This window comes from Comamonas antarctica, from assembly GCF_013363755.1.
GTDB lineage: Bacteria > Pseudomonadota > Gammaproteobacteria > Burkholderiales > Burkholderiaceae_C > Comamonas > Comamonas antarctica.
The window spans coordinates 3,667,125-3,682,500 of the sequence record NZ_CP054840.1 but is presented as its reverse complement, the minus strand read 5'-3'; the positions used below and the strand labels follow the sequence as shown (position 1 = coordinate 3,682,500).

The following is a 15,376-nucleotide window of genomic DNA, read 5'->3' as shown; positions in this document are numbered from 1 at the left end:
AGAATGTCGCGGTGAATACGTTCCCGGGTCTTGTACACACCGCCCGTCACACCATGGGAGCGGGTCTCGCCAGAAGTAGGTAGCCTAACCGTAAGGAGGGCGCTTACCACGGCGGGGTTCGTGACTGGGGTGAAGTCGTAACAAGGTAGCCGTATCGGAAGGTGCGGCTGGATCACCTCCTTTCTGGAAAACCGCAATCCAATTTGAACGCCCACACTTATCGGTTGTTGGAACAGTCCTCGTGACTGTCCGCAAAAGGGTCTGTAGCTCAGCTGGTTAGAGCACTGTGTTGATAACGCAGGGGTCGTTGGTTCGAGCCCAACTAGACCCACCATTTGCTTCCAACGAAGTGAAGTGATTGAGTAGCCAGTCAGTCATGATTGGCTAGAGCCAAGCAGCGCTAGGCGCTGGAGCGAAGCACACCTGGAGTGTGCGAGCGACAGGCAACGACGCATGCGCCGGCTATAGATAATCATGGGGGATTAGCTCAGCTGGGAGAGCACCTGCTTTGCAAGCAGGGGGTCGTCGGTTCGATCCCGTCATCCTCCACCATTCGATTCGGGTTTGTTCTTAGCGTGCTTTTAGCATGCTATAATTTTTGACTCAACAAAAAAGCAGTTTTCAAAAAGACTGCTTTTTTGTTGATCGTTATCTAACGATCATCGGCTGTTCTTTAAAAATTCATAGAGTCGAAATCAGAGTTGTTAGCGGAAACTGCACATTCGTAAAGGTTTAGTGCAGACCGTGCCGCTAACGACATTTTTGATTGCGTCAAAACAAGATTTAACTTTGTTAAATTCTTAAGTAATGACGAATCATTCTCTAACAACCACCGAGCAATCGGTGGAAGCAAAAAGAATGTTCACATTACGGCATAACGCGCGAGGTGAGAGACCTCGCACAGTCTTTGATACAACCGCGATTGTCTTTAACGAGACGTCAAAGTTATAGGGTCAAGTGACTAAGAGCATGTGGTGGATGCCTTGGCGATTACAGGCGACGAAAGACGTGATAGCCTGCGATAAGCTTCGGGGAGCTGGCAAATAAGCTTTGATCCGGAGATTTCTGAATGGGGAAACCCACCCGCAAGGGTATCGCATACTGAATTCATAGGTATGCGAGGCGAACCGAGTGAACTGAAACATCTAAGTAGCTCGAGGAAAAGACATCAACCGAGATTCCGAAAGTAGTGGCGAGCGAAATCGGAACAGCCTTCTAGTGATACCTCGACTGTTAGCAAAGCGGCATGGAAAGGCCGACCATAGTGGGTGATAGTCCCGTATGCGAAAACAGACGAGCGGTACTAAGCTAGAGAAAAGTAGGGCGGGGCACGAGAAACCTTGTCTGAATATGGGGGGACCATCCTCCAAGGCTAAATACTCGTAATCGACCGATAGTGAACCAGTACCGTGAGGGAAAGGCGAAAAGAACCCCGGGAGGGGAGTGAAATAGATCCTGAAACCGCATGCTTACAAAAAGTAGGAGCCCGCAAGGGTGACTGCGTACCTTTTGTATAATGGGTCAGCGACTTACATTCAGTGGCAAGGTTAACCGAATAGGGAAGCCGTAGAGAAATCGAGTCCGAATAGGGCGAATCAGTCGCTGGTGTAGACCCGAAACCAAGTGATCTATCCATGGCCAGGATGAAGGTGCCGTAACAGGTACTGGAGGTCCGAACCGACTAATGTTGCAAAATTAGCGGATGAGCTGTGGATAGGGGTGAAAGGCTAAACAAACTTGGAAATAGCTGGTTCTCTCCGAAAACTATTTAGGTAGTGCCTCAAGTATTACCTGCGGGGGTAGAGCACTGTTTAGGCTAGGGGGTCATGGCGACTTACCAAACCTATGCAAACTCCGAATACCGCAGAGTACAGCTTGGGAGACAGAGCACCGGGTGCTAACGTCCGGACTCAAGAGGGAAACAACCCAGACCGCCAGCTAAGGTCCCTAAAATTGGCTAAGTGGGAAACGAAGTGGGAAGGCTAAAACAGTCAGGATGTTGGCTTAGAAGCAGCCATCATTTAAAGAAAGCGTAATAGCTCACTGATCGAGTCGTCCTGCGCGGAAGATGTAACGGGGCTAAGCCAGTTACCGAAGCTGCGGATGTGCAATTCATTGCACGTGGTAGGAGAGCGTTCTGTAAGCCTGTGAAGGTGTCTGGTAACGGATGCTGGAGGTATCAGAAGTGCGAATGCTGACATGAGTAGCGTTAAAGGGGGTGAAAAGCCCCCTCGCCGTAAGCGCAAGGTTTTCTACGCAACGTTCATCGGCGTAGAGTGAGTCGGCCCCTAAGGCGAGGCAGAGATGCGTAGCTGATGGGAAACAGGTCAATATTCCTGTACCGATCAATAGTGCGATGTGGGGACGGAGAAGGTTAGCTCAGCCAACTGTTGGATATGTTGGTTCAAGCCTGTAGTCGTGCCTGGTAGGCAAATCCGCCGGGCTTAGATGAGGGGTGATAACGAGTCTGCTTGCAGACGAAGTGAGTGATACCCAGCTTCCAGGAAAAGCCACTAAGCTTCAGCTATTGACGACCGTACCGCAAACCGACACTGGTGCGCGAGATGAGTATTCTAAGGCGCTTGAGAGAACTCTGGAGAAGGAACTCGGCAAATTGATACCGTAACTTCGGGAGAAGGTATGCCGCAAGTAGGTGATCCTGTACAAGGGGAGCCCAAAGCGGTTGCAAAAAATCGGTGGCTGCGACTGTTTAATAAAAACACAGCACTCTGCAAACACGAAAGTGGACGTATAGGGTGTGACGCCTGCCCGGTGCTGGAAGATTAAATGATGGGGTGCAAGCTCTTGATTGAAGTCCCAGTAAACGGCGGCCGTAACTATAACGGTCCTAAGGTAGCGAAATTCCTTGTCGGGTAAGTTCCGACCTGCACGAATGGCGTAACGATGGCCACACTGTCTCCTCCAGAGACTCAGCGAAGTGAAATGTTTGTGATGATGCAATCTCCCCGCGGAAAGACGGAAAGACCCCATGAACCTTTACTGTAGCTTTGTATTGGACTTTGAACAGATCTGTGTAGGATAGGTGGGAGGCTTTGAAGCGAGGACGCTAGTTCTCGTGGAGCCAACGTTGAAATACCACCCTGGTGTGTTTGAGGTTCTAACCTAGGTCCTTATCGGGATCGGGGACAGTGCATGGTAGGCAGTTTTGACTGGGGCGGTCTCCTCCCAAAGCGTAACGGAGGAGTTCGAAGGTACGCTAGTTACGGTCGGACATCGTGACGATAGTGCAATGGCATAAGCGTGTAACTGCGAGACTGACAAGTCGAGCAGATGCGAAAGCAGGACATAGTGATCCGGTGGTTCTGTATGGAAGGGCCATCGCTCAACGGATAAAAGGTACTCTGGGGATAACAGGCTGATACCGCCCAAGAGTTCATATCGACGGCGGTGTTTGGCACCTCGATGTCGGCTCATCTCATCCTGGGGCTGTAGTCGGTCCCAAGGGTATGGCTGTTCGCCATTTAAAGAGGTACGTGAGCTGGGTTTAAAACGTCGTGAGACAGTTTGGTCCCTATCTTCCGTGGGCGCTGCAGATTTGAGGAAGCCTGCTCCTAGTACGAGAGGACCGGAGTGGACACACCTCTGGTGTATCGGTTGTCACGCCAGTGGCATTGCCGAGTAGCTAAGTGTGGAAGAGATAACCGCTGAAAGCATCTAAGCGGGAAACTCGTTTCAAGATGAGATCTGCCGGGGGCTTGACCCCCCTGAAGAGTCGTTCGAGACCAGGACGTTGATAGGTTGGGTGTGGAAGCGCAGCAATGCGTTAAGCTAACCAATAACTAATTGCTCGTGAGGCTTGACCCTATAACTTTGATCCCAAAAGCGGACGAAGACAGTTATGCCAGGCGCAATCAAAATATAATCTGATTTCAGTCTCTATGAATTCGCTGAAGCGTTCGACAAACTGAGCGCCAAGGCAAAAAGTTATGCCTGATGACCATAGCAAGTTGGCACCACTCCTTCCCATCCCGAACAGGACAGTGAAACGACTTTGCGCCGATGATAGTGCGGGTTCCCGTGTGAAAGTAGGTCTCGTCAGGCTCTTACAGCAAGAAACGCCCAGTCGAGCGACTGGGCGTTTTCTCTTCCCTTCAGAGGAACAACCAACTGGTTGATGCCTTCGAAGTGAAAGAAAACGCAAGACGTTTGAGTGCAGTGAAAGCTGTGCTAGAATTCAAGGCTTCGCTGATCGCAGCGAGCAGGGAAAGAAATTTTCACTGATCATTAAAAATATACAGCCGATAAGCGTGGCGTTTGAAGGCGATTGCCAAGTTCTTTGGAACTAGTGCATTGCACTACAAATGCTCATGAAGAAGTGAAGTTCACTTCAATTCTTTTATGAGTCGCTCGAAAGAGCAAAAAATCAAGATCGAACTATAGAGTTTGATCCTGGCTCAGATTGAACGCTGGCGGCATGCCTTACACATGCAAGTCGAACGGTAACAGCTCTTCGGAGGCTGACGAGTGGCGAACGGGTGAGTAATACATCGGAACGTGCCCGATCGTGGGGGATAACGGAGCGAAAGCTTTGCTAATACCGCATACGATCTACGGATGAAAGCAGGGGACCCTCGGGCCTTGCGCGAACGGAGCGGCCGATGGCAGATTAGGTAGTTGGTGGGATAAAAGCTTACCAAGCCGACGATCTGTAGCTGGTCTGAGAGGACGACCAGCCACACTGGGACTGAGACACGGCCCAGACTCCTACGGGAGGCAGCAGTGGGGAATTTTGGACAATGGGCGAAAGCCTGATCCAGCAATGCCGCGTGCAGGATGAAGGCCTTCGGGTTGTAAACTGCTTTTGTACGGAACGAAAAGTCCGGGATAACACCCCGGACCATGACGGTACCGTAAGAATAAGCACCGGCTAACTACGTGCCAGCAGCCGCGGTAATACGTAGGGTGCAAGCGTTAATCGGAATTACTGGGCGTAAAGCGTGCGCAGGCGGTTATGTAAGACAGATGTGAAATCCCCGGGCTCAACCTGGGAACTGCATTTGTGACTGCATAGCTGGAGTACGGCAGAGGGGATGGAATTCCGCGTGTAGCAGTGAAATGCGTAGATATGCGGAGGAACACCGATGGCGAAGGCAATCCCCTGGCCTGTACTGACGCTCATGCACGAAAGCGTGGGGAGCAAACAGGATTAGATACCCTGGTAGTCCACGCCCTAAACGATGTCAACTGGTTGTTGGGTCTTCACTGACTCAGTAACGAAGCTAACGCGTGAAGTTGACCGCCTGGGGAGTACGGCCGCAAGGTTGAAACTCAAAGGAATTGACGGGGACCCGCACAAGCGGTGGATGATGTGGTTTAATTCGATGCAACGCGAAAAACCTTACCCACCTTTGACATGTACGGAACTCGCCAGAGATGGCTTGGTGCTCGAAAGAGAATCGTAACACAGGTGCTGCATGGCTGTCGTCAGCTCGTGTCGTGAGATGTTGGGTTAAGTCCCGCAACGAGCGCAACCCTTGCCATTAGTTGCTACATTCAGTTGAGCACTCTAATGGGACTGCCGGTGACAAACCGGAGGAAGGTGGGGATGACGTCAAGTCCTCATGGCCCTTATAGGTGGGGCTACACACGTCATACAATGGCTGGTACAGAGGGTTGCCAACCCGCGAGGGGGAGCTAATCCCATAAAGCCAGTCGTAGTCCGGATCGCAGTCTGCAACTCGACTGCGTGAAGTCGGAATCGCTAGTAATCGCGGATCAGAATGTCGCGGTGAATACGTTCCCGGGTCTTGTACACACCGCCCGTCACACCATGGGAGCGGGTCTCGCCAGAAGTAGGTAGCCTAACCGTAAGGAGGGCGCTTACCACGGCGGGGTTCGTGACTGGGGTGAAGTCGTAACAAGGTAGCCGTATCGGAAGGTGCGGCTGGATCACCTCCTTTCTGGAAAACCGCAATCCAATTTGAACGCCCACACTTATCGGTTGTTGGAACAGTCCTTGTGACTGTCCGCAAGAGGGTCTGTAGCTCAGCTGGTTAGAGCACTGTGTTGATAACGCAGGGGTCGTTGGTTCGAGCCCAACTAGACCCACCATTTGCTTCCAACGAGTTTGAAGTGATTGAGTAGCCAGTCAGTCATGATTGGCTAGAGCCAAGCAGCGCTAGGCGCCTGGCGCGAAGCACACCTGGAGTGTGCGAGCGACAGGCAACGACGCGATGCGCCGGCTATAGATAATCATGGGGGATTAGCTCAGCTGGGAGAGCACCTGCTTTGCAAGCAGGGGGTCGTCGGTTCGATCCCGTCATCCTCCACCATTCGATTCGGGTTTGTTCTTAGCGTGCTTTTAGCATGCTATAATTTTTGACTCAACAAAAAAGCAGTTTTCAAAAAGACTGCTTTTTTGTTGATCGTTATCTAACGATCATCGGCTGTTCTTTAAAAATTCATAGAGTCGAAATCAGAGTTGTTAGCGGAAACTGCACATTCGTAAAGGTTTAGTGCAGACCGTGCCGCTAACGACATTTTTGATTGCGTCAAAACAAGATTTAACTTGTTAAATTTCTTAAGTAATGACGAATCATTCTCTAACAACCACCGAGCAATCGGTGGAAGCAAAAAGAATGTTCACATTACGGCATAAACGCGCGAGGTGAGAGACCTCGCACAGTCTTTGATACAACCGCGATTGTCTTTAACGAGACGTCAAAGTTATAGGGTCAAGTGACTAAGAGCATGTGGTGGATGCCTTGGCGATTACAGGCGACGAAAGACGTGATAGCCTGCGATAAGCTTCGGGGAGCTGGCAAATAAGCTTTGATCCGGAGATTTCTGAATGGGGAAACCCACCCGCAAGGGTATCGCATACTGAATTCATAGGTATGCGAGGCGAACCGAGTGAACTGAAACATCTAAGTAGCTCGAGGAAAAGACATCAACCGAGCGAAAGTAGTGGCGAGCGAAATCGGAACAGCCTTCTAGTGATACCTCGACTGTTAGCAAAGCGGCATGGAAAGGCCGACCATAGTGGGTGATAGTCCCGTATGCGAAAACAGACGAGCGGTACTAAGCTAGAGAAAAGTAGGGCGGGGCACGAGAAACCTTGTCTGAATATGGGGGACCATCCTCCAAGGCTAAATACTCGTAATCGACCGATAGTGAACCAGTACCGTGAGGGAAAGGCGAAAAGAACCCCGGGAGGGGAGTGAAATAGATCCTGAAACCGCATGCTTACAAAAAGTAGGAGCCCGCAAGGGTGACTGCGTACCTTTTGTATAATGGGTCAGCGACTTACATTCAGTGGCAAGGTTAACCGAATAGGGAAGCCGTAGAGAAATCGAGTCCGAATAGGGCGAATCAGTCGCTGGGTGTAGACCCGAACCAAGTGATCTATCCATGGCCAGGATGAAGGTGCCGTAACAGGTACTGGAGGTCCGAACCGACTAATGTTGCAAATTAGCGGATGAGCTGTGGATAGGGGTGAAAGGCTAAAACAAACTGGAAATAGCTGGTTCTCTCCGAAAACTATTAGTAGTGCCTCAAGTATTACCTGCGGGGGTAGAGCACTGTTTAGGCTAGGGGTCATGGCGACTTACCAAACCTATGCAAACTCCGAATACCGCAGAGTACAGCTTGGGAGACAGAGCACCGGGTGCTAACGTCCGGACTCAAGAGGAAACAACCCAGACCGCCAGCTAAGGTCCCTAAAATTGGCTAAGTGGGAAACGAAGTGGGAAGGCTAAAACAGTCAGGATGTTGGCTTAGAAGCAGCCATCATTTAAAGAAAGCGTAATAGCTCACTGATCGAGTCGTCCTGCGCGGAAGATGTAACGGGGCTAAGCCAGTTACCGAAGCTGCGGATGTGCAATTCATTGCACGTGGTAGGAGAGCGTTCTGTAAGCCTGTGAAGGTGTCTGGTAACGGATGCTGGAGGTATCAGAAGTGCGAATGCTGACATGAGTAGCGTTAAAGGGGGTGAAAAGCCCCCTCGCCGTAAGCGCAAGGTTTCTACGCAACGTTCATCGGCGTAGAGTGAGTCGGCCCCTAGGCGAGGCAGAGATGCGTAGCTGATGGGAAACAGGTCAATATTCCTGTACCGATCAATAGTGCGATGTGGGGACGGAGAAGGTTAGCTCAGCCAAACTGTTGGATATGTTGGTTCAAGCCTGTAGTCGTGCCTGGTAGGCAAATCCGCCGGGCTTAGATGAGGGGTGATAACGAGTCTGCTTGCAGACGAAGTGGAGTGATACCCAGCTTCCAGGAAAAGCCACTAAGCTTCAGCTATTGACGACCGTACCGCAAACCGACACTGGTGCGCGAGATGAGTATTCTAAGGCGCTTGAGAGAACTCTGGAGAAGGAACTCGGCAAATTGATACGTAACTTCGGGAGAAGGTATGCCGCAAGTAGGTGATCCTGTACAAGGGGAGCCCAAAGCGGTTGCAAAAAATCGGTGGCTGCGACTGTTTAATAAAAACACAGCACTCTGCAAACACGAAAGTGGACGTATAGGGTGTGACGCCTGCCCGGTGCTGGAAATTAAATGATGGGGTGCAAGCTCTTGATTGAAGTCCCAGTAAACGGCGGCCGTAACTAAACGGTCCTAAGGTAGCGAAATTCCTTGTCGGGTAAGTTCCGACCTGCACGAATGGCGTAACGATGGCCACACTGTCTCCTCCAGAGACTCAGCGAAGTTGAAATGTTTGTGATGATGCAATCTCCCCGCGGAAAGACGGAAAGACCCCATGAACCTTTACTGTAGCTTTGTATTGGACTTTGAACAGATCTGTGTAGGATAGGTGGGAGGCTTTGAAGCGAGGACGCTAGTTCTGTGGAGCCAACGTGAAATACCACCCTGGTGTGTTTGAGGTTCTAACCTAGGTCCCTTATCGGGATCGGGGACAGTGCATGGTAGGCAGTTTGACTGGGGCGGTCTCCTCCCAAAGCGTAACGGAGGAGTTCGAAGGTACGCTAGTTACGGTCGGACATCGTGACGATAGTGCAATGGCATAAGCGTGCTTAACTGCGAGACTGACAAGTCGAGCAGATGCGAAAGCAGGACATAGTGATCCGGTGGTTCTGTATGGAAGGGCCATCGCTCAACGGATAAAAGGTACTCTGGGGATAACAGGCTGATACCGCCAAGAGTTCATATCGACGGCGGTGTTTGGCACCTCGATGTCGGCTCATCTCATCCTGGGGCTGTAGTCGGTCCAAGGGTATGGCTGTTCGCCATTTAAAGAGGTACGTGAGCTGGGTTTAAAACGTCGTGAGACAGTTTGGTCCCTATCTTCCGTGGGCGCTGCAGATTTGAGGAAGCCTGCTCCTAGTACGAGAGGACCGGAGTGGACACACCTCTGGTGTATCGGTTGTCACGCCAGTGGCATTGCCGAGTAGCTAAGTGTGGAAGAGATAACCGCTGAAAGCATCTAAGCGGGAAACTCGTTTCAAGATGAGATCTGCCGGGGGCTTGACCCCCCTGAAGAGTCGTTCGAGACCAGGACGTTGATAGGTTGGGTGTGGAAGCGCAGCAATGCGTTAAGCTAACCAATACTAATTGCTCGTGAGGCTTGACCCTATAACTTTGATCCCAAAAGCGGATCGAAGACAGTTATGCCAGGCGCAATCAAAATATAATCTGATTTCAGTCTCTATGAATTCGCTGAAGCGTTCGACAAACTGAGCGCCAAGGCAAAAAGTTATGCCTGATGACCATAGCAAGTTGGCACCACTCCTTCCCATCCCGAACAGGACAGTGAAACGACTTTGCGCCGATGATAGTGCGGGTTCCCGTGTGAAAGTAGGTCATCGTCAGGCTCTTACAGCAAGAAACGCCCAGTCGAGCGACTGGGCGTTTTCTCTTCCCTTCAGAGGAACAACCAACTGGTTGATGCCTTCGAAGTGAAAAGAAAACGCAAGACGTTTGAGTGCAGTGAAAGCTGTGCTAGAATTCAAGGCTTCGCTGATCGCAGCGAGCCAGGTGAAAAGAAATTTTCACTGATCATTAAAAATATACAGCCGATAAGCGTGGGCGTTTGAAGGCGATTGCCAAGTTCTTTTGGAACTAGTGCATTGCACTACAAATGCTCATGAAGAAGTGAAGTTCACTTCAATTCTTTTATGAGTCGCTCGAAAGAGCAAAAAATCAAGATCGAACTATAGAGTTTGATCCTGGCTCAGATTGAACGCTGGCGGCATGCCTTACAATGCAAGTCGAACGGTAACAGCTCTTCGGAGGCTGACGAGTGGCGAACGGGTGAGTAATACATCGGAACGTGCCCGATCGTGGGGGATAACGGAGCGAAAGCTTTGCTAATACCGCATACGATCTACGGATGAAAGCAGGGGACCCTCGGGCCTTGCGCGAACGGAGCGGCCGATGGCAGATTAGGTAGTTGGTGGGATAAAAGCTTACCAAGCCGACGATCTGTAGCTGGTCTGAGAGGACGACCAGCCACACTGGGACTGAGACACGGCCCAGACTCCTACGGGAGGCAGCAGTGGGGAATTTTGGACAATGGGCGAAAGCCTGATCCAGCAATGCCGCGTGCAGGATGAAGGCCTTCGGGTTGTAAACTGCTTTGTACGGAACGAAAAGTCTCGGGATAACACCCGGGACCATGACGGTACCGTAGAATAAGCACCGGCTAACTACGTGCCAGCAGCCGCGGTAATACGTAGGGTGCAAGCGTTAATCGGAATTACTGGGCGTAAAGCGTGCGCAGGCGGTATGTAAGACAGATGTGAAATCCCCGGCTCAACCTGGGAACTGCATTTGTGACTGCATAGCTGGAGTACGGCAGAGGGGGATGGAATTCCGCGTGTAGCAGTGAAATGCGTAGATATGCGGAGGAACACCGATGGCGAAGGCAATCCCCTGGGCCTGTACTGACGCTCATGCACGAAAGCGTGGGAGCAAACAGGATTAGATACCCTGGTAGTCCACGCCCTAACGATGTCAACTGGTTGTTGGGTCTTCACTGACTCAGTAACGAAGCTAACGCGTGAAGTTGACCGCCTGGGGAGTACGGCCGCAAGGTTGAAACTCAAAGGAATTGACGGGGACCCGCACAAGCGGTGGATGATGTGGTTTAATTCGATGCAACGCGAAAAACCTTACCCACCTTTGACATGTACGGAACTCGCCAGAGATGGCTTGGTGCTCGAAAGAGAATCGTAACACAGGTGCTGCATGGCTGTCGTCAGCTCGTGTCGTGAGATGTTGGGTTAAGTCCCGCAACGAGCGCAACCCTTGCCATTAGTTGCTACATTCAGTTGAGCACTCTAATGGGACTGCCGGTGACAAACCGGAGGAAGGTGGGGATGACGTCAAGTCCTCATGGCCCTTATAGGTGGGGCTACACACGTCATACAATGGCTGGTACAGAGGGTTGCCAACCCGCGAGGGGGAGCAATCCCATAAAGCCAGTCGTAGTCCGGATCGCAGTCTGCAACTCGACGCGTGAAGTCGGAATCGCTAGTAATCGCGGATCAGAATGTCGCGGTGAATACGTTCCCGGGTCTTGTACACACCGCCCGTCACACCATGGGAGCGGGTCTCGCCAGAAGTAGGTAGCCTAACCGTAAGGAGGGCGCTTACCACGGCGGGGTTCGTGACTGGGGTGAAGTCGTAACAAGGTAGCCGTATCGGAAGGTGCGGCTGGATCACCTCCTTTCTGGAAAACCGCAATCCAATTTGAACGCCCACACTTATCGGTGTTGGAACAGTCCTGTGACTGTCCGCAAAGGGTCTGTAGCTCAGCTGGTTAGAGCACTGTGTTGATAACGCAGGGGTCGTTGGTTCGAGCCAACTAGACCCACCATTTGCTTCCAACGAGTTTGAGTGATTGAGTAAGTCAGTCATGATTGGCTAGAGCCAAGCAGCGCTAGGCGCTGTGGCGAAGCACACCTGGAGTGTCGGAGCGACAGCAACGACGCGACGCGGCTATAGACAATCAGCGGGGGATTAGCTCAGCTGGGAGAGCACCTGCTTTGCAAGCAGGGGGTCGTCGGTTCGATCCGTCATCCTCCACCATTCGATTCGGGTTTGTTCTTAGCGTGCTTTTAGCATGCTATAATTTTTGACTCAACAAAAAAGCAGTTTTCAAAAAGACTGCTTTTTTGTGATCGTTATCTAACGATCATCGGCTGTTCTTTAAAAATTCATAGAGTCGAAATCAGAGTTGTTAGCGGAAACTGCACATCGTAAAGGTTTAGTGCAGACCGTGCGCTAACGACATTTTGATTGCGTCAAAACAAGATTTAACTTCTGTTTAAATTTCTTAAGTAATGACGAATCATTCTCTAACAACCACCGAGCAATCGGTGGAAGCAAAAAGAAGTTCACATTACGGCATAACGCGCGAGGTGAGAGACCTCGCACAGTCTTTGATAACAACCGCGATTGTCTTTAACGAGACGTCAAAGTTATAGGGTCAAGTGACTAAGAGCATGTGGTGGATGCCTTGGCGATTACAGGCGACGAAAGACGTGATAGCCTGCGATAAGCTTCGGGGAGCTGGCAAATAAGCTTTGATCCGGAGATTTCTGAATGGGGAAACCCACCCGCAAGGGTATCGCATACTGAATTCATAGGTATGCGAGGCGAACCGAGTGAACTGAAACATCTAAGTAGCTCGAGGAAAAGACATCAACCGAGATTCCGAAAGTAGTGGCGAGCGAAATCGGAACAGCCTTCTAGTGATACCTCGACTGTTAGCAAAGCGGCATGGAAAGGCCGACCATAGTGGGTGATAGTCCCGTATGCGAAAACAGACGAGCGGTACTAAGCTAGAGAAAAGTAGGGCGGGGCACGAGAAACCTTGTCTGAATATGGGGGGACCATCCTCCAAGGCTAAATACTCGTAATCGACCGATAGTGAACCAGTACCGTGAGGGAAAGGCGAAAAGAACCCCGGGAGGGGAGTGAAATAGATCCTGAAACCGCATGCTTACAAAAAGTAGGAGCCCGCAAGGGTGACTGCGTACCTTTTGTATAATGGGTCAGCGACTTACATTCAGTGGCAAGGTTAACCGAATAGGGAAGCCGTAGAGAAATCGAGTCCGAATAGGGCGAATCAGTCGCTGGGTGTAGACCCGAAACCAAGTGATCTATCCATGGCCAGGATGAAGGTGCCGTAACAGGTACTGGAGGTCCGAACCGACTAATGTTGCAAAATTAGCGGATGAGCTGTGGATAGGGGTGAAAGGCTAAACAAACTTGGAAATAGCTGGTTCTCTCCGAAAACTATTTAGGTAGTGCCTCAAGTATTACCTGCGGGGGTAGAGCACTGTTTAGGCTAGGGGGTCATGGCGACTTACCAAACCTATGCAAACTCCGAATACCGCAGAGTACAGCTTGGGAGACAGAGCACCGGGTGCTAACGTCCGGACTCAAGAGGGAAACAACCCAGACCGCCAGCTAAGGTCCCTAAAATTGGCTAAGTGGGAAACGAAGTGGGAAGGCTAAAACAGTCAGGATGTTGGCTTAGAAGCAGCCATCATTTAAAGAAAGCGTAATAGCTCACTGATCGAGTCGTCCTGCGCGGAAGATGTAACGGGGCTAAGCCAGTTACCGAAGCTGCGGATGTGCAATTCATTGCACGTGGTAGGAGAGCGTTCTGTAAGCCTGTGAAGGTGTCTGGTAACGGATGCTGGAGGTATCAGAAGTGCGAATGCTGACATGAGTAGCGTTAAAGGGGGTGAAAAGCCCCTCGCCGTAAGCGCAAGGTTTTCTACGCAACGTTCATCGGCGTAGAGTGAGTCGGCCCCTAAGGCGAGGCAGAGATGCGTAGCTGATGGGAAACAGGTCAATATTCCTGTACCGATCAATAGTGCGATGTGGGGACGGAGAAGGTTAGCTCAGCCAACTGTTGGATATGTTGGTTCAAGCCTGTAGTCGTGCCTGGTAGGCAAATCCGCCGGCTTAGATGAGGGGTGATAACGAGTCTGCTTGCAGACGAAGTGAGTGATACCCAGCTTCCAGGAAAAGCCACTAAGCTTCAGCTATTGACGACCGTACCGCAAACCGACACTGGTGCGCGAGATGAGTATTCTAAGGCGCTTGAGAGAACTCTGGAGAAGGAACTCGGCAAATTGATACCGTAACTTCGGGAGAAGGTATGCCGCAAGTAGGTGATCCTGTACAAGGGGAGCCCAAAGCGGTTGCAAAAAATCGGTGGCTGCGACTGTTTAATAAAACACAGCACTCTGCAAACACGAAAGTGGACGTATAGGGTGTGACGCCTGCCCGGTGCTGGAAGATTAAATGATGGGGTGCAAGCTCTTGATTGAAGTCCCAGTAAACGGCGGCCGTAACTATAACGGTCCTAAGGTAGCGAAATTCCTTGTCGGGTAAGTTCCGACCTGCACGAATGGCGTAACGATGGCCACACTGTCTCCTCCAGAGACTCAGCGAAGTTGAAATGTTTGTGATGATGCAATCTCCCCGCGGAAAGACGGAAAGACCCCATGAACCTTTACTGTAGCTTTGTATTGGACTTTGAACAGATCTGTGTAGGATAGGTGGGAGGCTTTGAAGCGAGGACGCTAGTTCTCGTGGAGCCAACGTTGAAATACCACCCTGGTGTGTTTGAGGTTCTAACCTAGGTCCCTTATCGGGATCGGGGACAGTGCATGGTAGGCAGTTTGACTGGGGCGGTCTCCTCCCAAAGCGTAACGGAGGAGTTCGAAGGTACGCTAGTTACGGTCGGACATCGTGACGATAGTGCAATGGCATAAGCGTGCTTAACTGCGAGACTGACAAGTCGAGCAGATGCGAAAGCAGGACATAGTGATCCGGTGGTTCTGTATGGAAGGGCCATCGCTCAACGGATAAAAGGTACTCTGGGGATAACAGGCTGATACCGCCCAAGAGTTCATATCGACGGCGGTGTTTGGCACCTCGATGTCGGCTCATCTCATCCTGGGGCTGTAGTCGGTCCCAAGGGTATGGCTGTTCGCCATTTAAAGAGGTACGTGAGCTGGGTTTAAAACGTCGTGAGACAGTTTGGTCCCTATCTTCCGTGGGCGCTGCAGATTTGAGGAAGCCTGCTCCTAGTACGAGAGGACCGGAGTGGACACACCTCTGGTGTATCGGTTGTCACGCCAGTGGCATTGCCGAGTAGCTAAGTGTGGAAGAGATAACCGCTGAAAGCATCTAAGCGGGAAACTCGTTTCAAGATGAGATCTGCCGGGGGCTTGACCCCCCTGAAGAGTCGTTCGAGACCAGGACGTTGATAGGTTGGGTGTGGAAGCGCAGCAATGCGTTAAGCTAACCAATACTAATTGCTCGTGAGGCTTGACCCTATAACTTTGATCCCAAAAGCGGATCGAAGACAGTTATGCCAGGCGCAATCAAAATATAATCTGATTTCTAGTCTATGAATTCGCTGAAGCGTCGA

General features: G+C 51.0%; 6 tRNA genes and 8 rRNA genes (1 of these 14 running past the window's edge). All 14 read left to right on the top strand.

What is annotated here, in order from left to right:
• A 16S ribosomal RNA gene (locus HUK68_RS17115) occupies positions 1-183 on the top strand; it begins 1,349 nt to the left of the window's first position.
• 74 nt (positions 184-257) lie between these two features.
• Positions 258-334 (top strand) — tRNA-Ile (locus HUK68_RS17110).
• Between the two features lie 142 nt (positions 335-476).
• Positions 477-552, top strand: a tRNA-Ala gene (locus HUK68_RS17105).
• Positions 553-951: 399 nt separating this feature from the next.
• A 23S ribosomal RNA gene (locus HUK68_RS17100) occupies positions 952-3,825 on the top strand.
• A 125-nt stretch (positions 3,826-3,950) separates the two neighbouring features.
• A 5S ribosomal RNA gene (rrf, locus tag HUK68_RS17095) occupies positions 3,951-4,062 on the top strand.
• A gap of 330 nt (positions 4,063-4,392) precedes the next feature.
• Positions 4,393-5,921, top strand: a 16S ribosomal RNA gene (locus tag HUK68_RS17090).
• A 74-nt stretch (positions 5,922-5,995) separates the two neighbouring features.
• A tRNA-Ile gene (locus HUK68_RS17085) sits at positions 5,996-6,072 on the top strand.
• 145 nt (positions 6,073-6,217) lie between these two features.
• Positions 6,218-6,293: transfer RNA gene (locus HUK68_RS17080), tRNA-Ala, on the top strand.
• Positions 6,294-6,693: 400 nt separating this feature from the next.
• Positions 6,694-9,552: ribosomal RNA gene (locus HUK68_RS17075) — 23S ribosomal RNA — on the top strand.
• 126 nt (positions 9,553-9,678) lie between these two features.
• Positions 9,679-9,791, top strand: a 5S ribosomal RNA gene (rrf, locus tag HUK68_RS17070).
• A 336-nt stretch (positions 9,792-10,127) separates the two neighbouring features.
• Positions 10,128-11,650: ribosomal RNA gene (locus tag HUK68_RS17065) — 16S ribosomal RNA — on the top strand.
• 71 nt (positions 11,651-11,721) lie between these two features.
• Positions 11,722-11,797 (top strand) — tRNA-Ile (locus HUK68_RS17060).
• Positions 11,798-11,934: 137 nt separating this feature from the next.
• Positions 11,935-12,009: transfer RNA gene (locus tag HUK68_RS17055), tRNA-Ala, on the top strand.
• A 398-nt stretch (positions 12,010-12,407) separates the two neighbouring features.
• Positions 12,408-15,281 (top strand): 23S ribosomal RNA (locus HUK68_RS17050).
• Together the 16S, 23S and 5S rRNA genes with 6 tRNA genes alongside form the textbook arrangement of a ribosomal RNA operon.
• Positions 15,282-15,376: the final 95 nt, after the last annotated feature.